A 22875-nucleotide genomic window follows, 5' to 3' on the forward strand; every position below is an offset into this window, starting at 1 on the left:
GTGCCTCGAAGGCGAAGGCTCAGTGTGACCTCACGATTCGAGACGGCGCAAGGGCGCCTTGAACCAGGGAAGTGTGTCGTCGCGCGCCGCGTCAGTATTTCGCGACGACCGGGCCGCCAAAGCGGTAGTTGACGCGCACCGTCACCATGTCGACGTCCTGGCGGATGCGTTCGTCATGATTGAGCTCGGCGATGAACACCGGATCGTAGGTCATGTGAACGTTGTTGGTTCCCATGAACAGATGGTCGTATTCGATCGCCAGCGACCAGTTGTGTGCGATCGCATATTCGGCGCCGGCGCCGATCGCGCCGCCCCAGCGCGTCTCGCTGCCGCGGTCGGCGATGAAGCCGACCGGTACGCCCGGTCCAAATGCCGGCGTGATGAAGCTCTCGTACCGATCGCGCACGACGGCCGCTCCGCCCTTTGCGTACAGCAGGAAGGCGCCCCAGGAATAGCCGATCTGTCCGGTGAACAGGCCGATGGTATCGATCTTCGAGCGGTTGGCGAAGCCCGCAAACAGCGGGGCGACCGACGGGTTCGAGCCAGAAAGGTCGGCCCAATTGCCCTGCGCTTCGACGCCGAACACCCAGGCCGCCTGCTGCCAGCGATAACCGATCTGGCCGCCGGCGGTCGCGCCGCTGGCGGTGTGGCAACCTTCCGGGCCGGTGAAGTTCACGACGCCGAGCGCCGGATTGGTGATGGCGAAGGGCACGATGTCCCAGCACTGTCGGCTCCAGCCGGCGCCGCCATTGGCGCCGACATAGAAGCCGCTCCAGTCAGTGGCAGAGGCGACGATCGAGGATGCCTTCGTATAGGGGCGAGCGGCGAGGTCGGCAGCGGGCGCGCTTGCAATGCCGAGCATGAGCACGGAGGCGGCGACGAAATATGTCTTCATGGGCAGACCCAATGCATGAATCAAATCGATGGCAGGCTAGTCGATTTGCACCACCTCCGGCTGTACCCGGTCCGCCACATCCGGCCGCATTCGCGTGCATGTCGCGAGAATGCGAGAGTATGACTCGCCGGCGGAGCCACATGTTCGATGTCGTCCCGGCGAAGGCCGGGACCCATCACCACCAATGGTCATTGTTGTGCGACATTGAAACGACGAGTCCCGTTCACACCACACGCTGCGGCGTATGGGTCCCGGCCTGCGCCGGGACGACGGCGTGGATGGGGGCACGCGCGCAAACATATCGATCACCTCAGAACCACCCACGCCGGCGCGTGATCGCTGGCGCGTTCCTCGCCACGAACGTCCCGGTCGACGCCGGCTTTCGCGAGCCGTGCCGCCACGTCGGGGCTGAGCAGGAGATGATCGAGCCGGAGGCCTGCATCGCGCGGCCAGCGCTGGCGCTTGTAGTCCCAGAAGGTGAACATCGGACGATCCGGGTGCAGCGTGCGGAGCGCATCGCACCAACCCTGATCGACCAGCGCCTTGAACGCGGCGCGGCTCTTCGGCTGGATCAGCGCATCCTTGTCCCAGGAGCGGGTCGGATAGATGTCGAAGGGCGTCGGCGCGACGTTGTAGTCGCCGGCGAGCACCACGGGGACCTCCTGCTTGAGCAGCTTGGCGGCGTGGGCGCGCAGCCGCTTGAACCAGGCCAGCTTGTAATCGAATTTCGGGCCGGGCTGCGGATTGCCGTTCGGAAGGTAAAGGCTGGTCACGACGATGCCGCGCACCGCGGCCTCGATATAGCGCGCCTCATGGTCGTCGCGGTCGCCGGGCAGGGCGGTGCGGATCAAGACCGGCTCGGCCTTGCGCGCGAGGATGGCGACGCCGTTCCAGGTCTTCTGTCCCTGCCACACCGCGCCGTAACCGGCTTTCTCGAGCGCGGCTGCGGGAAATTCGGCGTCGCTGGCTTTCAACTCCTGCAAGCTGACAACGTCGGGCCTGGCTGATTTCAGCCAGCGCAGCAGGTTCGGCAGCCGGCGGTTGACGTTGTTGATGTTGAAGGTCGCGATCTTCATGCGCAATCGCGAACCTCGATCGCGTCAGGTGGACGGTGCCGTTGGCGCGGCGGCAGGCAATGGCGGCGGCGCAGCAGCGGCCGCTGCCGTCGGCAGGGCCGGAGGCGCCGCTTGCGTGGCGGCCGGCTCGCTCTTCTCAGTCGCAGCGTCGCTTGCCGCGGCGACGGCATCGCCGCCCTTGTAGATGCGCACGAAGCGGCGGCCGAGGCTGGTCAGCACCTCATAGCCGATGGTGCCGAAATGATGCGCGAGCTCGTCGACCGTGATGCCTTCGCCGATCAGCGTCACCATGTGGCCGCGCCGCACGGCATTCTTGTCGAGATCGGTGACGTCGACCGCGATCAAATCCATCGAGACGCGGCCGGCGATCGGGCAGCGCTTGCCGGCGACCACGACCTCGGCGCCACGGGTGCCGTCATTGGCGCTGGCGGCGCGGAAATAGCCGTCCGCATAGCCCGCGGAGACGATCGCAAGCCGGGTCGGCCGGCGCGCGGTCCAGGTGCCGCCATAGCCGACGGTCTCGCCGCGATCGATGTTGCGGATCTGCACGATGCGCGCCTTGAGGTCGACCACCTGCTGCATCGGGTTGTCGGCCTCCGGCGTCGGGTTGACGCCGTAGAGCGCGCAGCCCGGCCGCACCATCTCGAACTGGAATTGCGCGCCGAGGAACACGCCGGAGGAGTTAGCGAGCGAGGCCGGCACGCCGGAGAACAGGCTCGCGATCTCGCGGAAGCTCGCCAGCTGCCTGGCGTTGGCGGGGTTGTTGAGCAGTTCGGCGGAGACGAGGTGGCTCATCACCAGCGTGATGCCGTGATCGCCGGCGTTGATCCGCGGGATGATGCCTTGGGCTTCGCTGACCGTCAGCCCGAGCCGGTTCATGCCGGTGTCGATATGGATGGCGGCGCCGCCGGACCAGCCGGAGCGGCGGCAGAACACGTCCCATTCGGCGAGCTCGTTGAGATCGCCGATGACAGGCTTGCAGTCGATCTTCGCGTAGGCGTCGCCGGTCTGCTGGAAGAAGCCGCCGAGCGCATAGACGGTCGCCTGCGGAACGGCCGCGCGCACCACGGCGGCCTCCTCGACGGTGGCGACGAAGAAGGTCTTGCAGCCGGCCTTGGCCAGCGCCCGCGACACCTGCTCGGCGCCGCAGCCATAGGCATTCGCCTTGACCACGGCGGCGCATTCCGCCGGGACCGCGGTCTTCTCGAGCTTGCGCCAGTTGGCGATGATGGCGTCGAGGTCGACGGTGAGGATGCCGGTGGCGGTCGGATGGGCCGCCAGCAAACTGGCTTCGGGCGTCAGCTGCGATTTCGCGTCGGTCACGATGTTCATGGCTCAGTTGTACAACCGCGCATCAGAACACCCATCTGTCTATGTTGTTGAAGAGAAGAGAGTTTGCTGATCGGGATGCGATCCTGTGGGGTATCTTGGGTTCTGTCGCGCTCCTTCGGCGATAGATTGAGCGGCAGCTGTTATCAGCGAGGCGCGAGCAAAGATCCACGGGCCGTCCGATAGCGGATGGATGGCTGCGATCTCGCCGGCTTCAGCGGCGAGCCGGAGCGTCTTGGGCGCGACCTTCAGGAGCTTTGCGGCGTTGCTAAGGTTGAGCCAGGGTTCGATCCCGTCATCGGCGGGCTTGAACACCGGGAGGTGGTAGCTCGAGCGCATTGATGTGACGCGCTCGCGGGTCCAGCGATTGCCGTTGCCCGTCTTGAGGCCGTTTCGGTTGAGGAGGCCGGCAATCAGATCGTCGCTGGCGATCAGCACCAGTTGACGCACGGCTTGGATAATATCGGCGGAAGTGCTGTTGCGCTGTCCGCGCCGGCGCTTGGGCAAGCGCAACTCGCTGTGAGCGCCACCCACCCAGTGGACGATGAGAACGATCTCGGACGCCGCGTCGTCTATATCGGCCACGACCTCATGGACGAGGGTGCGTACAATGCGCTTCTTGAGACGAGCATCCGTCGTCGGCGCATCCCAGACCGTTTTGAGGTTCGAGGCCAGTACGCCGAGCGAAGCTGGATCAGCAATGGGTGCGGGCGTGGCCGCATCATGCATGGCGATCTTGCCCTCGACCTCCGCCGCGTGAGCGAGTGCCCTGTTCCAGCGCGCTTCCAGCTCACTCGCCACCAACCGGTTCGCGGGGTCAGCGGCATCGTATTGCCGGAAAGCCCGGTCGGCGGCATAGCGCGCCGCTTCCAGATCGCGACTGAGCGCATCGCGCACCTGATCCCGCCGTTCCCTGGCTCCTTCGGCGGCAGCGGTTGCAGCGGCGATAGCGCCCGGACCGACGACGCCAAGCAGTGCTTCCTCGATTGCATCATCGACACGCAATCCGCCGAAGGCGATGCAGTGAGGACCGCCATTGTCCATCCAGGCGCGGCTGCAGCTGTAGCGTGGGATATGGTGCTTCATGCCGGAGTACCGGAGTGTGAGCTTGCGGCCGCAGCGCTTGCACCGGATCAGACCGGCCAGCAGCGCGTCACCATGCTTGGGTGCGCCGTGATGCCGACCGGTGGGAACGTTGCTGCTGACCATGGTGCGGATCGCCTCGAACCTCTCCCAGCTCACATACCCGTCGTGGGTGTTGGGCTTCAGCGCCAGCCATTCGTTCCGTGTCTTGCGGCGGATCTTCAAGCTCACGCCCCCGGCGCTGTATCCCGCCGCCACAGCCGTCTTACCATAGGCATAGGCGCCGCCGTAGACCGGGTTCTCAATGATCCGGTGGATGGCGGAGTAACTCGGTCGCCGCCAGGCTGTGTCGCCGTTGGACTGCTTCACTGGTAGATCGAGATTGTACTCGTGGAGCCAGCAGAGCGCCTGTCGCGCGCTGCCCAGTTCCTCGACCTTGTCGAACACCAGCTTGATCGCTTCCTGGACACGCCGATCCGGATCTTTCTCATAATGGTCGCCGGCCTTCACGAAGCCGACGGGCGCCGCCACAACCAACTCGCCCCGGCGCGCCTTCTCGTAGCGGGCCGAGAGCGAGCGTTGGCGCAACAAATCCAGTTCGTACTCGTTGAGGCTGCCCTTGAGCCCGAGCAGCAGGCGGTCGTTGCCGTGCCTTGGCGCATAGATAGTCTCCTGATCGACCAGAACGGTATCGACCACGCGGCACATCTCGATGAGTTGCTGCCAATCCCGGCTGTTGCGGGCGAAGCGCGAGACCTCGCGGGCGCAAACCGCACCAACCTTACCGAGGCAAACCTCCGCTACCATTCGCTCGAAACCGGCGCGTTGCACGCCGCCGGCGGCTGAACGACCGAGATCATCATCGATCACTTCGATCTCTGACCACCCGAGTGCCGTCAGCCGGTCCCGCATGGCGTATTGCAATGCGCTGCTCTCGCGATTGTGCAACACCTGATGTGCTGAGGATTGGCGCACGTAAAGAATCGCCTTACGCTCCAGATGATGAGGCCTGACCTTGTCAGAGATCATGATCGACCCCCTTCGCGGGCGGCGTCGCTGTCATCGCAGCATGGTCGAGGATCAACTGCGTCATCAGGCTTGTGAGGGCCGCCCGCGCTTCCGCCGGCAGCTCCGACCATGCCGGCGCGCCGAGGGCGCCGTTCGACAGGCCGCTCCCGAACAGATCCATCTGCTGCTGCAACCGCGGTTGTCGATTGTGTCGGTATCCGCTCCCTGGCATTGCCGTCTCGCGTGACATGAGTCGCTCCCCGATTCTGGTCGTGAGAGCCTCTGGATGCGCCAGAAAGCGGGGCAGCTGATGGCGTTCGATCCTTCAACGCCAGATCGAGAAGCGCAGCGAGCGCCGCAAGTGCATCGATGCTAACAAACGGCCGAACTGTCAGAAGCTCGGCGTCAGGGCAGGCCGTCCGGTCGAACATCCATGCTGGAACTTCCAGCCAACGGTCTGCTTGCGATCCGTCCAGGGTGCAGCGAAAAACGACATCGTCAGCCTTGTCGACCGCCCCATGAACGCAAACTCGGCGACCAAACCAGGGATGATGCCGATAAAGAACCTCGCGAAGAACGGTCCTGTGGGCGTTCTCAAACGTCGTTGTACAAGCGGGACCAGCGGCCTTCAACTGTGCCCCACCGTTAGTAGGAGGGGGGGCGGTCCGGGACCAGTCCGTCCGATGCGAGATCGCCGAACCGGGTGACACTGGCTTCGAAGTGCAGCTCGACGGTGCCGGTCGGACCGTGGCGCTGCTTGCCGATGATGACTTCGGCCTTGCCGAGCGCGCGCTCCATTTCGGCTTGCCAGGTGGCGTGCTCCGGGGTGCCGGGCCGCGGTTCCTTGTTCGCGAGATAGTATTCCTCGCGGTACACGAACATCACGACGTCGGCGTCCTGCTCGATCGAGCCGGATTCGCGCAGGTCCGAAAGCTGGGGCCGCTTGTCGTCGCGGTTTTCGACCTGGCGCGAGAGCTGCGACAGCGCGATCACGGGGACGTTGAGCTCCTTCGCCAGCGCTTTCAAATTGGTGGTGATCTCGGTGATTTCCTGCACGCGGTTGTCGTTGCCGCGCTTGCCCGAGCCCTGCAACAGCTGGATGTAGTCGATCACGATCAGGTCGAGACCCTTCTGCCGCTTGAGGCGACGCGCGCGCGCGGTGAGCTGCGAGATCGAGAGACCGCCGGTTTCGTCGACGTAGAACGGCAGCGACTGCAACTCGATCGAGCAGTCGCGGATCTTCTCGAAATCGAGCTCGGAGATACCGCCGCGCCGGATATGGCTGGAGGGAATGCCGGTGCGTTCGGCGAGAATACGGGTGGCGAGCTGTTCGCCGCTCATTTCGCAGGAGAAGAAGCCGACCGCGCCGCCGTTGATCGCCTTGGTGGTGCCGTCGGCCTGCACCTCGGGGACATAAGCCTTGGCGATGTTGTAGGCGATGTTGGTGGCGAGCGAGGTCTTGCCCATGCCGGGACGGCCGGCGAGCACGATCAGGTCGCTCGGCTGCAATCCACCCATCTTGGTGTCGAGGTCGCGCAGCCCCGTCGAAATGCCGGACAGCTTGCCGTCGCGCTGGAACGCCTTGGCTGCCATGTCGACGGCGACCGTGAGGGCATCCGCAAAGCGCTGGAAGCCGCCATCGTAGCGGCCGGTCTCGGCGAGGCTGTAGAGCTGTCGTTCGGCGTCCTCGATCTGCGCGCGCGGGGCAAAATCGACGGGTGCGTCGTAGGCAACGTTGACGATCTCCTCGCCAATCTGGATCAGGTTGCGGCGCAGGCTGAGATCATAGACGGTACGCCCGTAGTCCTGTGCGTTGATGATGGTGGTCGCTTCGGCAGCGAGTCGGGCGAGGTATTGGTTGACCGTCATGCCGCCGAGGTCCAGCTCGGCAGGCAGGAACGTCTTCAAGGTCACGGGATTTGCGACCTTGCCCATCCGGATCAGACTGCCGGCCGTTTCATAGATCTGCTGGTGGATGGCTTCGAAGAAGTGCTTCGCCTCCAGGAAATCGGAGACCCGATAGAAGGCGTCGTTGTTGACCAGTATCGCGCCCAGCAGCCCCTGTTCCGCTTCGATGTTGTGCGGCGCGCTCCGATAGGTCGGGGACGCGGCATCGGGCGCGAGCTTGTGGACGTTCGAATCAATCAAGGCCATGGACGAGCTTATTCTTCTGATTTCGTCGTTACTGAGATTTTCGGCTGTGGGCCGCGATCAAGCGCCAGCCCGGCACGAAGCGAAAGGACGGATGTTTCTTATGCACGATTCACACAACGCAATGTGTGAATCCGGGAGGGCCGGATGCATTCCGCTTGACGGGGATTCGGTCGAAAGGAGGGGAGCGCGACCGATCTAAGATGTGGTCGGCAAAAATTCGGGGCGGCCTGAACCTTTTACCGGGCTGCCGCGCCCAACTGACGGCGAGGTTGGTGCTGGTCTCGGTTCCTCAGACCAGGATGAGGAAAGCCAGCGCGATCAAGGCGGCCGCGACGCCAGTTGCGATCAAGGCGTAGTCGGTTACGAGGTCGCGCTGCGGGTCCAACATCGTCTGGTGCGGTTCTCGGGTCATTCCGGATCACTACGACAGCCCGGAACAGACCTCTGTGAAGCAGATCACATCTGCCGCTTTTTCTTTGTGGCGGCTTCGCGGGAACGACCCGGCGGATTCCGGGTTGTCTTCGCTCGGGGAAGATACGGCGACGATGGCTCGAGAGTTTCAGACAGTGCGACTTGGACTTGGCCTTGGGCTTGGCCGGGCAGGCGCCGTGGACCGCCGCTGGCTGGCGTCGCTTGTCGAAGCCATGGAGCAGGCGGCGCGACCGGAGGCCCGGAACGTTCCTTGCGACATCAGCCTGATTTCGGCCGCCGCGGCTCACCTGGCGCGCCCGGCGCCGACCTTCACCCATTGCGGCTCGGCCTACAGTCTGCGCAACTAACGGTACCCGTTCCTTCAGGGCTATTCGCCGGCGAGTTGCAGTCGGGGTTTTGCAGCGCCGGCTTCCTTGAGCCGGAGGCGGCCTTCCTCGTGCCCGATATAGTCACGGGTCATCGGCACGATGCCCTGACGCTTGGTCAGCTGCAGCTGGAAATTCATCATGTTCTGCACCCGGAACGACATCTCCGAGGCCGCCAGATAGAATTCCCACATCCGGGCAAAGGTCTCGTCGTAGAGCCGCACGGCTTCCTCGCGCCGCGCCATGAAGCGGTCGCGCCACGCCTTCAGCGTCTCCGCATAGTGCAGGCGCAGGATCTCCATGTCGCAGATCAGCAGTCCGGCCTTCTCGATCGCCGGCATGACCTCGGAGAGCGCCGGAATGTAGCCGCCGGGGAAGATGTATTTCCGGATCCAGGGGCTGGTGACATCGGGACCGGTTGAGCGGCCGATCGAGTGCAGCAGCATGACGCCGTCATCGCTCAGCAGCTCGGCGCAGCGCTTGAAGAAGGTTTCGTAAAAGGCGACCCCGACATGCTCGAACATGCCGACCGAGACGATGCGGTCGAACGGTCCGGGGATGTCGCGGTAGTCCTGCAGCAGGAAACGCGCCGAGTGCGCCAGGCTCTTCTCCGCCGCCCGGGCGTTGGAAATCTGCAGCTGCTCGGTCGACAGCGTGACGCCGGTGACGTCGGCGCCGCTCATCTCGGCGAGATAGAGCCCCAGTCCGCCCCAGCCGGAACCGATGTCGAGGACGCGGTCGCCGGGCTTGATCAGGAGTTTTGCGGCGAGGTGGCGCTTCTTGGCGAGTTGGGCGTCGTCCAGCGTCGCGTCCGGCGTCTCGAAATAGGCGCAGCTGTATTGCTTGTTAGCATCGAGGAAGAGGGAATAGAGGCGGCCGTCGAGGTCGTAATGACGGGCGACATTGCTCCGGGACCGCCCGCGCACATTGAGCTGCTGGGCGCGCCGCCCGAGGAAACGAACCCAGGCCTGCATCCTGGCAAAGTTCGGCAACATGGCCGCCTGGCCCATCAGGACAGCCAGCACGTCGGCGATGGTGCCTTGCTCCACCACGAAGGTGCCGTCCATGAAGGCTTCGCCGAGGTAAAGCTCGGGATCGACCAGAATGCGCAGTTCGGCGGCCCTGGTCATGAACCGTGCGGCGACGGGAATGCCCGTGCCGTCACCACAGGTGAATTTGGCGCCGCTCGCGGTCGTGAACGTGATCGAACCGCGGCGGATGAAGCGCCCCAAGCAAAATCGCAACAATCGGTCCATCGAAGCACCAACGGAACGGCAAGCTGCACACTGACATCACTGGAGCTGATCACTCCAATGTGTCCCGAGTCTAAACATAGGTAGGGAATTGGATCGCGCTATTGCGTTGTGGTCAAAGCCGATATTCCAAAATGTGACAATTGCGTGGATGCGGCATGCGCGCGCTTCCATTCGCGCGATAATCGGATAAAAGGTGACCGCCGCAGCCGAACCATGAGGCGCAGGCGGCGATTTTTCCGGAATCTGGAGACTTAAGGAATGTTGAGCCGAGCCCTCAGTCTGGCGACGGTGACGCTTCTGGTTGGCTGCCTGTCAGCCGTATCAGCGCAAGCGCAAAACCTCGAGGCCGGCAAAAGCCCCTCCCAGATCTTCGCCAACACCTGCACGGCCTGCCACAAGAGCCCGCGCGGTCTCTTGAAGACCGTGCCGGCCGGCTCGCTGCCGGGCTTCCTGCGCCAGCACTACACGACGTCGAGCGACATGGCCGGCGTGCTGGCGTCCTATCTGATCTCGAACGGCGCCAACGATCCGCGCTACCAGGCCAAGGATCAGCCCAAGGGGGCCAAGGGCCGGGACGGCCGCCAGGAGGCAAACCAGTCTCCGGAGCAGCCGGCCGAGCGCCCGTCTCGCCGCCAGCACCAGGGTGCCCCGCCGCAGGAAGGGGCCAAGGAAGGCGTGAAGGACGGTGCGAAGCCCGACGCCGACGGTTTGAATCCCGAAGCACGTGCCGCGCACCGCGGCCGGCGCATGGCGCGTCCGAGCGAGACGCCTGATGGTGCCAAGCCGGACGATGGCCAGACCCCGCAGGCCGCCGGTGAGGGCAGGCCGTCGCGCCAGAAGCATGGCCGTCGCGGCAAGCCGGTCGAGGAGCCGAAGTCCGACGAGTCGCCCAAGGGCGAGGCGGCGGGCGACGAGCCCAAATCCCAGACCGCCATCAAGCGCGAAGACAAGGGTGAGGCCGAGAAGCCGGCGAAGCCAGCCAGCCAGCCCGACACCGCCAAGGTCGATGCGCCCAAGGGCAATGTGGGCAGCGAGCCGGCTGCCGTGCGATCCGACCCGGTTCCGCAGGTCACGCCCGCGGCTCCCGCCGCTTCCCCTGCGCCCGAGCCGGCCGCTGCCGCATCTCCCGCGCCGGCGCCCGCCGCGCCGCCGGTAACCGCGGCCGCGCCGCCGCCGCCGCCCCCAACGACGCCGGGCTCCGGTCCGCCGGAAGCGCCGACCTCGAAGTAATCGCCAACGCCGGGCCGTGAGGTCCGGCGTTATCATTTGACAGCCACTAGAGTAAAACTCTAGAGTATTGATCTAGTCAGGACCGGAGAGCAGGGGTGAGTACGGCACGCGAAGATCTCCTGGCGGCGGGACTGGCAGTGTTCGACCGCGACGGGTTCGAGGGTGCGACGGTGGCCGAGATCCGCTCCCGCGCCCGTGCGTCCAACGGCAGCTTCTTTCATTTCTTCACCTCGAAGAAGCAGCTCGCCGGAACCCTGTTCCTGGAGATCCTGCAGACCTATCACGCCGCGATCATCACCGCGGTCAACGATACGCACGGCGCCGGCGAGGGCGTTGCGCGGCTGATCCGCGCCCATCTCGATTGGGTCGTGACCTTCAGGCGCGAGGCGCGCTTCCTGTTCGAGATTTCGCGCAGCGAGTGGAGCGAGGAGGTGCGCGGCGCGCAGCGCACCGAGAACTCGCGGCTCACTGATGGCATCGAGCGCTGGCGCGCGCCGCTGCTCGCGCGCGGCGAGCTGCTGCCGATGAGCGCGACACTGTTCTTCAGCCAGATCATCGGGCCGGCGCAGGTCTTTTGCCGCGCCTATCTGTCGGGCCGCCATCCGGGTGATCCGCGCGAACAGGTCGAGACGCTGATCGCCTGCGCGATCCGCGCGGTGGTGGCGCCGGGTGCGCAGGAGCGAGCAGGAGGGACGTCATGAGCGAGATCGATCCGGACTTTGCGCCGATTGCGACGCGAATTCGCGACAATGTCGGCCGTCAGGGCTTCATGGGTCTTGTCGGTGCTGAAGTGGCCGAGCTGTCGCGCGGCGCGTGCACGCTCGCGGTCGACCGGCGGCCTGAGCTGTTGCAGCAGCACGGCCTGTTTCACGGCGGGGTGACGGCGTTCCTGGTCGACAACGCCACCACGATTGCGGCGGCGACGTCGCGTGGCCAGCCGGCGCTGACGGCCGAGTACAAGCTGAACCTGCTGTCGCCGGCATCGGGCGATCGCCTGATCTGCCGGGCGCGCGTGATCAAGCCCGGGCGTCAGGTCGCCGTCGTCGCAGCCGACGTGTTCTGCGTCATCGACGGCAAGGAGAAGCACACCGCGACGGCGCTCGCGTCGATCGCGATGCTCGACGATCAGGCGGCGGCACGAATCCAAAGCCCGGCCTGATGGGGCCGGGCTTCAGTCGGTGGAGGGATGCAGAGACGCTTACTTCTCTTCGGCAGCCGGAGCCGGCGCGGCTTCGTCGTCGTGCTGGGCTTCCGGATCGAAGAATTCGCCGGCGGCGGCGAGCGCCTCGGCGGCGGCGTCCTGGTCTTCCTGGCGGGTCGAGATGTCCTCGCCGCGCTTGATGCGCTCGGCCTCTTCGGCGGAGCGGGCGACCGTCACGGTGACGCTGGTCTCGACCTCAGGGTGGACGGCGATGGTCACCTTCTGCGCGCCGATCACCTTGATCGGCGAGTCGAGCCAGACCTGCGGACGGGCAACCGTCACGCCGTCGGCGGCGAGTGCGGTGACGATGTCGCGCACCGTGACCGAGCCGAACAGCTGGCCGGACTCGGAGGCCTGGCGGATGATGATGATGTCGCGGCCGTCGATCTTCTCGGCGACCACGGCGGCCTCACCCTTGGCCTTGATGTTGTTGGCCTCGAGCTCGGCCTTCATGCCGTCATACTTGGCGCGGTTCGCCTCGGTGGCGCGCAGCGCCTTGCCGCGCTTCAGCAGGAAATTGCGGGCGAACCCGTCCTTGACGCGCACGACTTCGCCCATCTGGCCAAGCTTGGCAACGCGTTCCAGCAGAATGACTTCCATTTTCGTTCTCCTTTAGAGGCTAAGTATCGGGGTTAAGTGGTTGGATCGAATCTCACTCCGCCGGCAAAGGCGGCGGTCTGGTTTGCAGATAGCGCTGGCGCAGTCCGAACACGGCATCGGCAATGCCGAGCGCGAACATCGCGACGATCGGCCAGCCGAACATGACGACGACCGCATAGACGCCGCTGAGCCAGAAGCCGCGATTGGCGAGCGACAGCGTCAGCGTATGCAGAACGGCGAAGCCGACGAACGCATAGGCGATGACGAGCGCCGCGGTGACGATCTGCGCCAGCAGCGCAGGCATCCCGCCGACGAAGCAGATGGCTACCGCCACCGACAGCGCGACCAGCGTCATGGCGGGGAGCGCGGTAGTGCGGAAATCCGGCCACGGCCGATTCAGCCGCCCGGAGGTTTGTGCGATCTTGCCGGCGAGCCACAGGCTCAGCGTCAGCGTGACCATCGCGAGGATCGTTGCGGCGAGCGGCGCGAGGATCACCAGCATGTCGACCAATCGTTCGATATCACCGCTGGGCAGCCCTTCGCCAGTGGTCAGCACCTTCAGCAGGCCGCGCCGCAAGGTGCCGGTGACTGTGTCGGCATCCGACCCGAGCGTCAGCAGCGCGGCGGCCGTGGTGATGACGGCGAAGGCCGCAACCCAGAGCAGGATACGGCCGACGGGATACCATTCGAGCACAGGCGGTTGCTGGGTGGTGCCGTCGCCGGCTGCGCCCGCGATCGGTCGTCCGAGCAGCGCGAGGTGGCCGAGCCACCAGCCGGGCAGGGCGACCATCATCGCAAACGCGATGCAATAGGGAAGTCCGAAGATCACGCCGAGGACGGAGGCGGCAGCGACGCCGCCGATGGCGGCGGTAAGCGGTCCCCACGCGAGTGCCGACACCATCAGCGGCAGCGGCGCCAGAAAGTACAGCAGCAACGAGATCAGCGCGCCCGAACTGATCGAGGCGAACATCAGCGCCGACGCGGCGCCGGCTGCAAGTGCGACTATGAGTATTGCGATCATCAGCTGTCCCGCTCCTTTCGAGCGGTTAGAGGTTCCCTGTCGAGAACCCCAACCATCGGCGACCGGACGACCCGGAAGCCTTATGAGAACAAGCGGCCGGCGGCACGAGCCGCCGGCCGGAAACGATTACCTGATCACGTAGGGCAGCAAGCCGAGGAAGCGCGCGCGCTTGATGGCGCGGGCGAGCTCACGCTGCTTCTTGGCGGACACGGCCGTGATGCGGCTCGGCACAATCTTGCCGCGCTCGGAGACATAACGCATCAGCAGCTTGGAATCCTTGTAGTCGATCTTCGGCGCATTCGCGCCCGTGAACGGGCAAGACTTGCGACGACGGAAAAACGGACGGCGGGCACCAGCATCAGCCATGATTCATTACTCCTCGGTCGCAGCTTCTTCTTCGCGCGGACGGCGCGGGCCACGATCGCCGCGGAAGCCGCCGCCATCGCGATCACCACGGAAGCCGCCTTCGCGGTCGCCGCGGAAGCCACCGCCACGATCATCGCGCTCGCGGTCACGGTCGGCCTTGCGCATCATCGCGGACGGGCCTTCCTCGTGCTCTTCGACGCGCACGGTGAGATAGCGGATGACGTCTTCGCTGATCCGCTCCTGGCGCTCGATCTCGGTGACGACAGACGACGGTGCGTCGATGTTCATCAGCACGAAATGCGCCTTGCGATTCTTGTTCATGCGGTAGGTGAGGGAGCGCACGCCCCAGCTCTCGGTCTTGGTGACCTTGCCGCCGCCCTGTTCGACGATACCCGTCATCTGGGCCGTCAGTTCATCCACCTGCTGGGTGCTCGCATCCTGACGCGCGAGAAAAACATGCTCATAAAGAGGCATGGTTGTCCTTTCCTGTGTTGGCGTGGTTTCCGGCGACAAGCCCTTCGAGACCTTCGGAAAGGACTCGAGCTGCTCAGAAGGCGGGAGCACGGGACGACAGGCCGACTGGCCTTGCCACATCAAAATCAACTGGTGAATTTGCTGAGACCGTCCGTTCAGCTCCCGGCCGGAGCCCACGAATGGGGCACTTTATACGGATTTTGGTCGCGAAGGCAAGGGTCCGCGGAGGGTTCTCGGCCTTTCGGATTTGCCACGGGTCGTAGCCCTCCGGGCCGTTCGCCGCAACTTCGCGCAGTTCCGTGTTGATTTCTTTGTTTGTATGTCATACAAATATGTCAGGGAGGATGATCAATGGGTTCGGAGACCGCCAGCGGCGTGTCTGCGCCTGATCCAAAGCACGCGGTCCGCGCGACGCGGTCGGCGGGGCGCAAGATGCGCTCGCTGCTGCTCGATGCCGCCAGCCGCCTGTTCAAGGAGCGCGGGCTCTCGGGCACGTCGATCTCCGACATCGCCGCAGCCGCGGACGCCTTTCCGAGCCAGATCACCTATTACTTCCGCACCAAGGAGGCGCTGTTCGTCGAAGCCGCCAGCCGCGACATGCTTTACCTCGCGCGCGCGACCGAGCAGGCCGCCCTGAAGGCCCACACGCCGCGGGATTACACCCACGCTTTGGCCGAGACCGTGACCGCGACCGATACGGTCGCCTTCTTCGCCGAGGCCCTGACCCTGACACGGCGCCGGCAGGATCTCGCACCTTTGGTCGAGCGCACCATCGAGCGTCTGCACAGCGAAGGCGCGCGCGCCTATGCGGATCAGGTCGAGCGACACGGCTGGCGCTCGCTGCGCGCGCCCGAAGAGAGTTCGCGACGGTTCTGGGCGATTGCGATCGGCGTGATCGTCGAGGGCTTTGCGATGGGTCGCGCAGCCGAGGAGATGTGCCGCGAATTGCTGCGCGCGCTTGGCGAGCAGGCGACATCGACGTCGACGAATGATGGATCGCGGCTGCGCCTGGTCGGCGATCGCGATCATTCACCCTCAACGGACGGGGAGACCAGCTCATGACTGCGCTACGCATGCGTGCCCGCGATTTCCTCACCGAGGATGAACTGGTCACGGTCCGGCAACGCACGACGTGGAAGGGCGCAGCGCTGATCGTGCACGCCTGGGCCCTGATCCTGGGCGCGATCGCGCTGGTCGCGTGGTGGCCGAATCCGCTGACCTATCTGCTGGCGGTTGCGATCATCGGCTCGCGGCAGCTCGGGCTCGCCATCCTGATGCATGACGGTGCGCATGGCTGTCTCTCGGCGAACGAGAAGACCAATCTGACGCTGAGCCAGTGGTTCTGCGCCTACCCGATCTTCGCGGAAACCCGCGGCTATCGCCGCTATCATCTGCGGCACCATGCGCGGACGCAGCAGGAGGATGATCCGGATCTCGTGCTGTCGGCGCCGTTTCCGATCACCAAGATGAGCTACCGCCGGAAATTCCTCCGCGACATCACCGGGCAGACCGGCTACCAGCAGCGCAAGGCGCAACTGCTCAATGCGATCGGACCGAAAGAGTGGCCGCTATCGCAGCGCGCCACCAATTTCTGGCAGAAGCTCGGGCCGCAATGCGTCACCAACGCGTTGCTGTTCGCAGGGCTCGCCGCCGCGGGCGTGTGGTGGGCCTATCCGCTGTTGTGGCTGGTGCCGCTGCTGACCTGGATGATGGTGATCACGCGGATCCGCAACATCGCCGAACATGCCGTCGTGCCCGACAGCGCCGATCCCCTGCGCAACACCCGCACCACGCGGGCCAATGTCCTCGAGCGGCTGTTCATCGCGCCGTACTACGTGAACTATCACCTCGAGCATCATCTGCTGTTCTACGTGCCCTGCTACAACCTGCCGCGCGTCCACCGCATCCTGAGCGGAAGCCGCTATGCCGACCGGATGGAAGTCCAGCCGGGCTATGCCGCCGTGCTGCGGCTGGCGACCGCCAAGCCCAATCGGGAAGACCGCCCGGGCCAACTCGTCAACAGCGCGCGCCGGGCGCGGGCCGGCGCCGAGGTTAACGCCGACCAGAATGCCGGTGGATTCTAGGCAGAGCCGGCCCCGGCATCCCCAGGGTTCCGCGCGCGCGGCTTGACATCGCGCCCCCCATCAGTGTCTTACGGCCCGGTCCGAGGCCGGTTGCAAGGCAGGGTCCGGACCCACTGTGGCGCGTTTCGCGCGACGGGATACCGTTTTCCCCTGCGGCAGGCGCGGCGCTTGCGCGGGGATCACGCTCAACAAGGTAGGGAGCGCCGATGACGGCTGCATTCACGTTTCCCGGGCAGGGTTCGCAGGCGGTTGGCATGGGCAAGGCCCTGGCCGACGCCTTTCCGGTCGCCAAGGCCGTGTTCGACGAGGTCGATTCCGCGTTGGGCGAGAAGCTGACCGCGATCATCTGGGATGGTCCGGGCGAGACATTGCAGCTGACGGAAAACGCCCAGCCGGCGCTGATGGCGGTCTCGATCGCCACGTTGCGCGTGCTCGAGAGCGAGGCCGGCTTCTCGGTCGGCCGCAACGCGGCCTTCGTTGCCGGGCACTCGCTCGGCGAGTATTCGGCGCTTGCCGCCGCCGGCAGCCTGACGGTCAGCGACACCGCGCGGCTGCTGCGGACCCGCGGGCTCGCGATGCAGAAGGCGGTGCCGGTCGGCGCCGGTGCGATGGCGGCGCTGCTCGGCCTCGACTACGAGGCGGCGGTCGCGGTCGCCAACGAGGCGGCGCAGGGCCAGGTCTGCCAGGCGGCCAACGACAATGGCGGCGGCCAGGTGGTGGTCTCCGGCGACAAGGCAGCCGTCGATCGCGCGGTGGAGATTGCGAAAACCAAAGGGGCAAAACGCGCCATGCTGCTGCCGGTGTCGGCGCCATTCCACTGCAAGCTGATGCAGCCGGCGGCCGATGCGATGGCAGAGGCGCTGGCCGGCGTCACCATCAAGGCGCCCGCGGCGCCGCTGGTCTCCAACGTGCTGGCTTCGGCGATCGCTGATCCCGACGAGATCCGTCGGCGCCTGGTCGAGCAGGTCACGGGGACGGTTCGCTGGCGCGAGTCGGTTGCCTATATGGCCGGGCAGGGCGTGACGCGGTTCTTCGAGATCGGCGCCGGCAAGGTGCTGAGCGGCCTCGTCAAGCGCATCGCCGATGGCGCGGTCGGCGTGTCCGTCGGCGGTCCGAGCGATATCGCTGCAGCCAAGGACGCGCTGGCAACATCGGCGTAAAGCAGCCGGAAGGAGAATTCGATGTTTGATCTGACTGGCAAGACGGCGCTCGTGACGGGCGCAACCGGTGGCATCGGCGGCGCGATCGCGCAGGCGCTGCATGCGCAGGGCGCGACGGTCGCGATTTCGGGGACGCGGCGCGAGGTGCTGGACGGCTTCGCGGCCAAGCTCGGCGAGCGCGTTCATGTGCTGCCGTGCAATCTCTCGAGCAAGGATGATGTCGAGGCGCTGGTGCCGGCGGCGGAAGCCGCGATGGGGCAGGTCGATATCCTGATCGCGAATGCCGGCATCACCCGCGACAACCTGTTCGTGCAGTTGCGCGACGAGGATTGGGACGACGTGATTGCGGTCAACCTGACCGCGACATTCCGCCTGGCGCGCGCGGCGACCAAATTGATGATGCGCAAGCGCTTCGGCCGCATCATCGCGATCACCTCGATCGTCGGCGTCACCGGCAATCCGGGGCAGGGCAACTACACCGCGTCGAAGGCCGGCATCATCGGCCTGATCAAGACGCTGGGCGCCGAATACGCCAAGCGCGGCGTGACCGCGAACTGCATCGCGCCGGGCTTCATCAAGACGCCGATGACGGATGCGCTCAACGACAAGCAGCGCGAAGCCATCCTGGCGAAGGTTCCTGCGGCGCGGCTCGGAACGCCCGAGGATATCGCTGCGGCAGCGGTCTACCTGGCCTCGAACGAGGCCGCCTACGTCACCGGACAGACGATTCACGTCAACGGCGGCATGGCTATGATTTGAGCTGGTTGCTGGCTCTCGCAATGCGGCGAAAAGCCGTTTTCGAGAGCCGGTTCAGGCGTGTAGTCAAGGCTTGGGAAGTATGATAGCTGAACCCCCCATGGATGGGCAAAGAACGCCATTGCAGGATTTTGAAACCCTGTATATTGGCGTGGCGACGCCTGCCGTTCGCCGGGGCTTTAGTCGGCTACGACCGGGCCGAATCAAGACTATGCGCGACTGAGTAATCGAGACGACCACGATGGCTCGTATCGTCTTGGGGTCGGGTCCAATGGAACAACGAGGTTGAACGATGAGTGAGATTGGCGAGCGGGTTAAGAAGATTGTGGTCGAGCACCTTGGTGTCGAACCCGAGAAGGTGGTCGATAGCGCGAGCTTCATCGATGACCTCGGCGCCGACAGCCTCGACACGGTCGAGCTCGTGATGGCTTTCGAAGAAGAATTCGGTTGCGAGATTCCCGACGACGCCGCGGAGACGATTCTGACCGTGGGCGACGCGACCAAGTTTCTTGAGAAGAACGCGAAGAGCTGACGCCGATCGCGAAGTTGACGGGGCCGGACGGACCGTGTTCGAGCGGTCCCCCGGCTTCTTATTATTAGCCGCGCATTGCCGGCCGGAGACGTGGAAATGAGACGAGTTGTCGTCACGGGGCTGGGCATGCTTACACCGCTCGGCTGCGGCGTTGACGCAACTTGGACGCGCATCCTCGCCGGTGAGAGCGGCGGCAAGAAGATCGACACCTTCGAAGTGTCCGACCTGCCGAGCCAGGTCGCCTGCTACATTCCGCGCGGCGACGGCTCCAGCGGCACCTTCAATCCCGATCAGTGGATGGAGCCGAAGGACCAGCGCAAGGTCGACGACTTCATCCTCTACGCGATGTGCGCGGCCAGGCAGGCGCTCGACGACGCCAACTGGCATCCGAAGTCCGATGAGGACCAGTTCGCGACCGGCACGATGATCGGCTCCGGCATCGGCGGCCTCACCGGCATTGCCGAGACCGCGGTGCTGCTCAAGGAACGTGGACCGCGCAGGGTCTCTCCCTTCTTCATTCCGGGCCGCCTGATCAATCTGGCGTCCGGCTACGTCTCGATCGAGCACGGCCTGAAGGGCCCCAATCATTCGGTCGTCACGGCCTGCTCGACCGGCGCGCATGCGGTCGGCGACGCGGCGCGGCTGATCGCGCTCGGCGATGCCGACGTGATGGTCGCGGGTGGCGCCGAATCGCCGATCTCCCGCATCGGCATCGCAGGCTTCTGCGCGGCGCGTGCGCTGTCCACCGGCTTCAACGACACGCCGGAAAAGGCATCGCGGCCCTACGACAAGGACCGCGACGGCTTCGTGATGGGCGAGGGCGCCGGCGTCCTCGTGCTCGAGGAATACGAGCACGCCAAACAGCGTGGTGCGAAGATCTATGCCGAGGTCACCGGCTACGGCCTGTCGGGCGATGCCTTCCACATCACCTCGCCGCCGCCGGACGGCAATGGCGGCTTCCGCAGCATGAGCATGGCGCTGAAGCGCGCCGGCCTCGTCGCATCCGATCTCGACTACATCAACGCGCACGGCACCTCGACGCAGGTCGGCGACGAGATCGAGCTCGGCGCGGTCGAGCGTCTGCTCGGCAATGCGGCTTCGAAGGTTTCGATGTCGTCGACCAAGTCGGCGACCGGACATCTGCTCGGCGCCGCCGGCGCGATCGAGGCGATCTTCGCGGTGCTGGCGATTCGCGATAACGTGGTGCCGCCGACCATCAATCTCGACAATCCGTCGGTGCAAACGGCGATCGATCTTGTGCCGCATACGTCGCGCAAGCGTGACGTGAATGTGGCGCTGTCCAATTCCTTCGGTTTCGGTGGCACAAACGCCTCCGTGATCGTGCAGCGCGTGACCAATTAGTAGGTCTTTAGAACTAGTCCACCGTTTTGCCGTATTCCGCGGTGACTCCTAATAGCGGGCGTATGCTATTGGCAGGGCAGGGGTTTGTCCGGCCACGATTCAACCGGCAGGATATTGGTTTGCATCGATGAGTGAGAGGCCGCCCATTTCACCAAGGAGTCCACGTGCCGCGCTGGAGCCCGAACAGGTTCCGCCGCCGCCCAAGCGCTCGGATCGTGCCCGCAATCCTTTCGTGATCGTCGGCAATGCCATCTTCACCATCCTGATCATCCTGATGATCGGCGCCGGCGCCACCTACTACTACGGCAAGCAGACGCTGGAATCGCCGGGGCCGCTGCAGGAAGACAAGATCGTCAACATCCCCGCGCGCGCCGGCAAGCGTGACATCGCCGACGTGCTGTCGCGCGAGGGCGTGATCAACGTCAATCCGTGGGTCTTCATCGGCAGCGTGTTTGCGCTGAAGGCGAGCTCCGATCTCAAGCCCGGCGAATATTCGTTCCAGAAGAATGCCAGCCTGCGCGACGTCATTGCCACCATTGTCGACGGCAAGGTGGTGCAGCACGCCATCACCATTCCCGAGGGTCTGACCTCGGAGCAGATCGTGACGCGGCTCTCCGACAACGACATCTTCACCGGCTCGGTGCGCGAGATTCCGCGCGAGGGCACGCTGTTGCCGGAGACCTACAAATTCCCGCGCGGCACCACGCGCGACCAGGTGATCCAGCGCCTGCAGCAGGCGCAGAAGCGCGTGCTCGCCGAGATCTGGGAACGCCGCAACACCGATTCGCCGCTGAAATCGCCGGACCAGCTGGTGACGCTGGCCTCGATCGTCGAGAAGGAAACCGGCCGCGCCGACGAGCGCAGCCGCGTTGCCGCCGTGTTCGTCAACCGCCTGCGGCAGAGGATGAAGCTGCAATCCGACCCGACCATCATCTACGGATTGGTGGGCGGCAAGGGAACGCTGGGGCGTCCGATCAAGCGCAGCGAGATCACCCAGCCGTCGCCCTACAACACCTATGTGATCGACGGCTTGCCGCCGGGACCGATCGCCAATCCCGGCCGCGCCTCGCTGGAGGCGACCGCCAATCCGGCGCGCACGCGTGACCTGTTCTTCGTTGCCGACGGAACCGGTGGCCACGCCTTTACCGAAACCTACGACCAGCACGCCAAGAACGTCGCCAAGCTGCGCGCGTCGGAAAAGCAGATCCAGAACGACACCGTCGAGCCCGCGGATGATCCGGCGCCCGCCGCCGCGGCGCCCGGCGCGGCCGATACCAATCCCACGGCGGCCATGCCGCCGAAGCCCACCAACCAGAAGAAACCGCCGCGCAGCGGTCGCCAGGGCGCAGCCCAGCAGACCACTTCGCCGCCTGTTGTGCAGCGCTAAAGCGCGATGCGATCATCGCGCTTTAGCTTCTTGTTCGAGCATAGTCTTTCGGAAATCCGCTTCACAGTTTTCCGGACCATGCCGTAGCTCTGCATTTGCCGAGGGTGGACGTAATTCCACTTTCACGGAATCCGTTCTAAGGTCGCACCGGCTGCCCGCGAGTCTCGTCGTCTCCGGGTGAGTCCCATATCCTTCTGTTGGAGAGTTCACGCGATGGCGCTATCGAGCATGACTGGCTTTGCCCGAAGCCATGGCGCGAGCGGTCCCTATACGTTCGAGTGGGAGCTGAAGTCGGTCAACGCCAAGGGCTTTGACCTGCGGTTGCGGCTGCCGCCCGGCTGGGACGAACTGGAAGCCCTCGCCAAGAAGCGGGCCGGCGAGTTGCTGTCGCGCGGCACGGTCTACGCCAACCTCAGCGTCAAGCGCACCGATGCGGCGCAGACCATCCGGATCAATGAGGACGTGCTGGCCGCGGTCGTGAAGGTCGCAGGTGAGCTCGCGCAGCGGATCGACGCGGTGGCGCCGAGCATCGACGGATTGCTCGGCATCAAGGGCGTTATCGAGGTGGTCGAACCTGACAGCAACGAGGACGAGGACAAGGCGGCGCGCGAAGCGGCGGCGAAGGCGTTCGAGCAGGCGCTCGGCAGCCTCGTCGAGATGCGCCGCCGCGAGGGCGATGCGCTGGGCCAGATCCTGATGCAGCGCATGGACGAGATCGAGCGGCTCGCCAAACGCGCCGAGACGGCTCCCGGTCGCAAGCCCGAGGCGATCAAGGCCCGGCTTGCCGAGCAGATCGCAGCGCTGCTGGAGACCTCCGATCGCTTCGATACCGACCGGCTGAGCCAGGAGGCGATCCTGATCGCCACCAAGGCCGATATCCGCGAGGAGCTCGACCGCATCGCCTCGCACATCGCCCAGGCGCGCGAGATGATCGGCAAGGGCGGCCCGGTCGGGCGCCGGCTCGACTTCCTCGCCCAGGAGTTCAATCGCGAGGTCAACACCTGCTGCTCGAAGTCGAACGACGTCGAGCTGACCAATACCGGGCTTGAAATGAAGAACGTGGTCGAGCAGTTCCGCGAACAGGTCCAGAATCTGGAGTGAACG

The 22875-nt window shown here is 65.2% G+C and carries 24 protein-coding genes; 12 read left to right on the forward strand and 12 right to left on the reverse strand.

Features of this window, described 5'->3' with window-relative positions:
* Nucleotides 1-91: 91 nt before the first annotated feature.
* From HU230_RS10180 to HU230_RS43610, 7 genes are all read right to left on the reverse strand, one after another.
* Nucleotides 92-895: an outer membrane protein gene (locus HU230_RS10180; protein WP_176531783.1), complete on the reverse strand. Its 804-nt coding sequence runs from the start codon at nucleotides 893-895 to the stop codon at nucleotides 92-94.
* A gap of 305 nt (nucleotides 896-1200) precedes the next feature.
* Entirely contained in the window at nucleotides 1201-1971 is a 771-nt protein-coding gene (xth, locus tag HU230_RS10185) for an exodeoxyribonuclease III (protein WP_176531782.1), read from the reverse strand.
* A 24-nt stretch (nucleotides 1972-1995) separates the two neighbouring features.
* On the reverse strand, nucleotides 1996-3303 hold the full coding sequence (gene alr, locus HU230_RS10190; protein ID WP_176531781.1) for an alanine racemase: 1308 nt from the start codon (nucleotides 3301-3303) through the stop codon (nucleotides 1996-1998).
* Nucleotides 3304-3342: 39 nt separating this feature from the next.
* The gene (locus tag HU230_RS10195; protein ID WP_176529004.1) at nucleotides 3343-5412 is read right to left on the reverse strand and encodes a recombinase family protein; all 2070 of its coding nucleotides are present in this window, start codon (nucleotides 5410-5412) and stop codon (nucleotides 3343-3345) included.
* On the reverse strand, nucleotides 5402-5572 hold the full coding sequence (locus tag HU230_RS10200) for a hypothetical protein (protein ID WP_176529003.1): 171 nt from the start codon (nucleotides 5570-5572) through the stop codon (nucleotides 5402-5404). Before HU230_RS10200 ends, HU230_RS10195 begins: the two co-directional genes overlap by 11 nt.
* A 464-nt stretch (nucleotides 5573-6036) precedes the next feature.
* Complete coding sequence (locus tag HU230_RS10205) at nucleotides 6037-7545, reverse strand: replicative DNA helicase (protein ID WP_176531780.1); 1509 nt, start codon at nucleotides 7543-7545, stop codon at nucleotides 6037-6039.
* 289 nt (nucleotides 7546-7834) lie between these two features.
* The gene (locus tag HU230_RS43610) at nucleotides 7835-7957 is read right to left on the reverse strand and encodes a hypothetical protein (RefSeq protein ID WP_256437482.1); all 123 of its coding nucleotides are present in this window, start codon (nucleotides 7955-7957) and stop codon (nucleotides 7835-7837) included.
* 154 nt (nucleotides 7958-8111) lie between these two features.
* Here HU230_RS43610 and HU230_RS10210 point away from each other — a divergent pair, with 154 nt between their 5' ends.
* Nucleotides 8112-8324 (forward strand): hypothetical protein, encoded by a 213-nt coding sequence (locus tag HU230_RS10210; RefSeq protein ID WP_176528445.1) that lies wholly within the window; start codon nucleotides 8112-8114, stop codon nucleotides 8322-8324.
* 20 nt (nucleotides 8325-8344) lie between these two features.
* Here the strand turns inward: HU230_RS10210 and HU230_RS10215 are convergent, their stop codons facing one another.
* Nucleotides 8345-9598: an SAM-dependent methyltransferase gene (locus tag HU230_RS10215; protein ID WP_176531779.1), complete on the reverse strand. Its 1254-nt coding sequence runs from the start codon at nucleotides 9596-9598 to the stop codon at nucleotides 8345-8347.
* Nucleotides 9599-9856: 258 nt separating this feature from the next.
* On the opposite strand from HU230_RS10215, the gene HU230_RS10220 reads away from it, so the two are divergent.
* From HU230_RS10220 to HU230_RS10230, 3 genes are all read left to right on the forward strand, one after another.
* Nucleotides 9857-10828 carry a hypothetical protein gene (locus HU230_RS10220; protein ID WP_176531778.1) on the forward strand — a complete coding sequence of 324 codons (972 nt, stop codon included), beginning with the start codon at nucleotides 9857-9859 and terminating at the stop codon, nucleotides 10826-10828.
* 95 nt (nucleotides 10829-10923) lie between these two features.
* The gene (locus HU230_RS10225) at nucleotides 10924-11529 is read left to right on the forward strand and encodes a TetR/AcrR family transcriptional regulator (RefSeq protein WP_176531777.1); all 606 of its coding nucleotides are present in this window, start codon (nucleotides 10924-10926) and stop codon (nucleotides 11527-11529) included.
* The gene (locus HU230_RS10230) at nucleotides 11526-11987 is read left to right on the forward strand and encodes a PaaI family thioesterase (RefSeq protein WP_176531776.1); all 462 of its coding nucleotides are present in this window, start codon (nucleotides 11526-11528) and stop codon (nucleotides 11985-11987) included. The genes HU230_RS10225 and HU230_RS10230 overlap by 4 nt, the downstream gene beginning before the upstream one ends.
* Nucleotides 11988-12026: 39 nt before the next feature.
* On the opposite strand, the gene rplI is transcribed toward HU230_RS10230, so the two are convergent.
* The 4 genes from rplI to rpsF all read right to left on the reverse strand — a co-directional run bounded on the left by rplI (nucleotide 12027) and on the right by rpsF (nucleotide 14490).
* Nucleotides 12027-12629, reverse strand: coding sequence for a 50S ribosomal protein L9 (gene rplI, locus HU230_RS10235; protein WP_176531775.1), 603 nt, complete (start codon nucleotides 12627-12629; stop codon nucleotides 12027-12029).
* A gap of 52 nt (nucleotides 12630-12681) precedes the next feature.
* The gene (locus HU230_RS10240; protein ID WP_176531774.1) at nucleotides 12682-13650 is read right to left on the reverse strand and encodes a YybS family protein; all 969 of its coding nucleotides are present in this window, start codon (nucleotides 13648-13650) and stop codon (nucleotides 12682-12684) included.
* A 126-nt stretch (nucleotides 13651-13776) separates the two neighbouring features.
* Nucleotides 13777-14016 (reverse strand): 30S ribosomal protein S18, encoded by a 240-nt coding sequence (gene rpsR, locus HU230_RS10245; RefSeq protein WP_016844287.1) that lies wholly within the window; start codon nucleotides 14014-14016, stop codon nucleotides 13777-13779.
* A 6-nt stretch (nucleotides 14017-14022) separates the two neighbouring features.
* Nucleotides 14023-14490 carry a 30S ribosomal protein S6 gene (gene rpsF, locus HU230_RS10250; protein ID WP_176535073.1) on the reverse strand — a complete coding sequence of 156 codons (468 nt, stop codon included), beginning with the start codon at nucleotides 14488-14490 and terminating at the stop codon, nucleotides 14023-14025.
* Nucleotides 14491-14841: 351 nt separating this feature from the next.
* On the opposite strand from rpsF, the gene HU230_RS10255 reads away from it, so the two are divergent.
* The 8 genes from HU230_RS10255 to HU230_RS10290 all read left to right on the forward strand — a co-directional run bounded on the left by HU230_RS10255 (nucleotide 14842) and on the right by HU230_RS10290 (nucleotide 22872).
* Nucleotides 14842-15552: a TetR/AcrR family transcriptional regulator C-terminal domain-containing protein gene (locus HU230_RS10255; RefSeq protein WP_176531773.1), complete on the forward strand. Its 711-nt coding sequence runs from the start codon at nucleotides 14842-14844 to the stop codon at nucleotides 15550-15552.
* A complete protein-coding gene (locus HU230_RS10260) occupies nucleotides 15549-16574 on the forward strand; it encodes a fatty acid desaturase family protein (RefSeq protein WP_176531772.1) in 1026 nt (341 codons plus the stop codon). The genes HU230_RS10255 and HU230_RS10260 overlap by 4 nt, the downstream gene beginning before the upstream one ends.
* Nucleotides 16575-16780: 206 nt before the next feature.
* Nucleotides 16781-17734 (forward strand): ACP S-malonyltransferase, encoded by a 954-nt coding sequence (fabD, locus tag HU230_RS10265; RefSeq protein WP_176531771.1) that lies wholly within the window; start codon nucleotides 16781-16783, stop codon nucleotides 17732-17734.
* Nucleotides 17735-17755: 21 nt separating this feature from the next.
* On the forward strand, nucleotides 17756-18493 hold the full coding sequence (gene fabG / locus HU230_RS10270; RefSeq protein WP_018271293.1) for a 3-oxoacyl-[acyl-carrier-protein] reductase: 738 nt from the start codon (nucleotides 17756-17758) through the stop codon (nucleotides 18491-18493).
* Between the two features lie 289 nt (nucleotides 18494-18782).
* Nucleotides 18783-19022: an acyl carrier protein gene (locus HU230_RS10275; RefSeq protein WP_002716125.1), complete on the forward strand. Its 240-nt coding sequence runs from the start codon at nucleotides 18783-18785 to the stop codon at nucleotides 19020-19022.
* A 96-nt stretch (nucleotides 19023-19118) separates the two neighbouring features.
* Nucleotides 19119-20384: a beta-ketoacyl-ACP synthase II gene (gene fabF, locus HU230_RS10280; protein ID WP_176531770.1), complete on the forward strand. Its 1266-nt coding sequence runs from the start codon at nucleotides 19119-19121 to the stop codon at nucleotides 20382-20384.
* 127 nt (nucleotides 20385-20511) lie between these two features.
* Nucleotides 20512-21771 (forward strand): endolytic transglycosylase MltG, encoded by a 1260-nt coding sequence (mltG, locus tag HU230_RS10285; RefSeq protein ID WP_176531769.1) that lies wholly within the window; start codon nucleotides 20512-20514, stop codon nucleotides 21769-21771.
* A gap of 213 nt (nucleotides 21772-21984) precedes the next feature.
* Nucleotides 21985-22872, forward strand: a complete 888-nt coding sequence (locus HU230_RS10290; RefSeq protein WP_176531768.1) for a YicC/YloC family endoribonuclease — start codon at nucleotides 21985-21987, stop codon at nucleotides 22870-22872.
* The last annotated feature ends 3 nt before the right edge of the window (nucleotides 22873-22875 follow it).

The organism is Bradyrhizobium quebecense (assembly GCF_013373795.3).
Taxonomy (GTDB): Bacteria; Pseudomonadota; Alphaproteobacteria; order Rhizobiales; family Xanthobacteraceae; genus Bradyrhizobium; species Bradyrhizobium quebecense.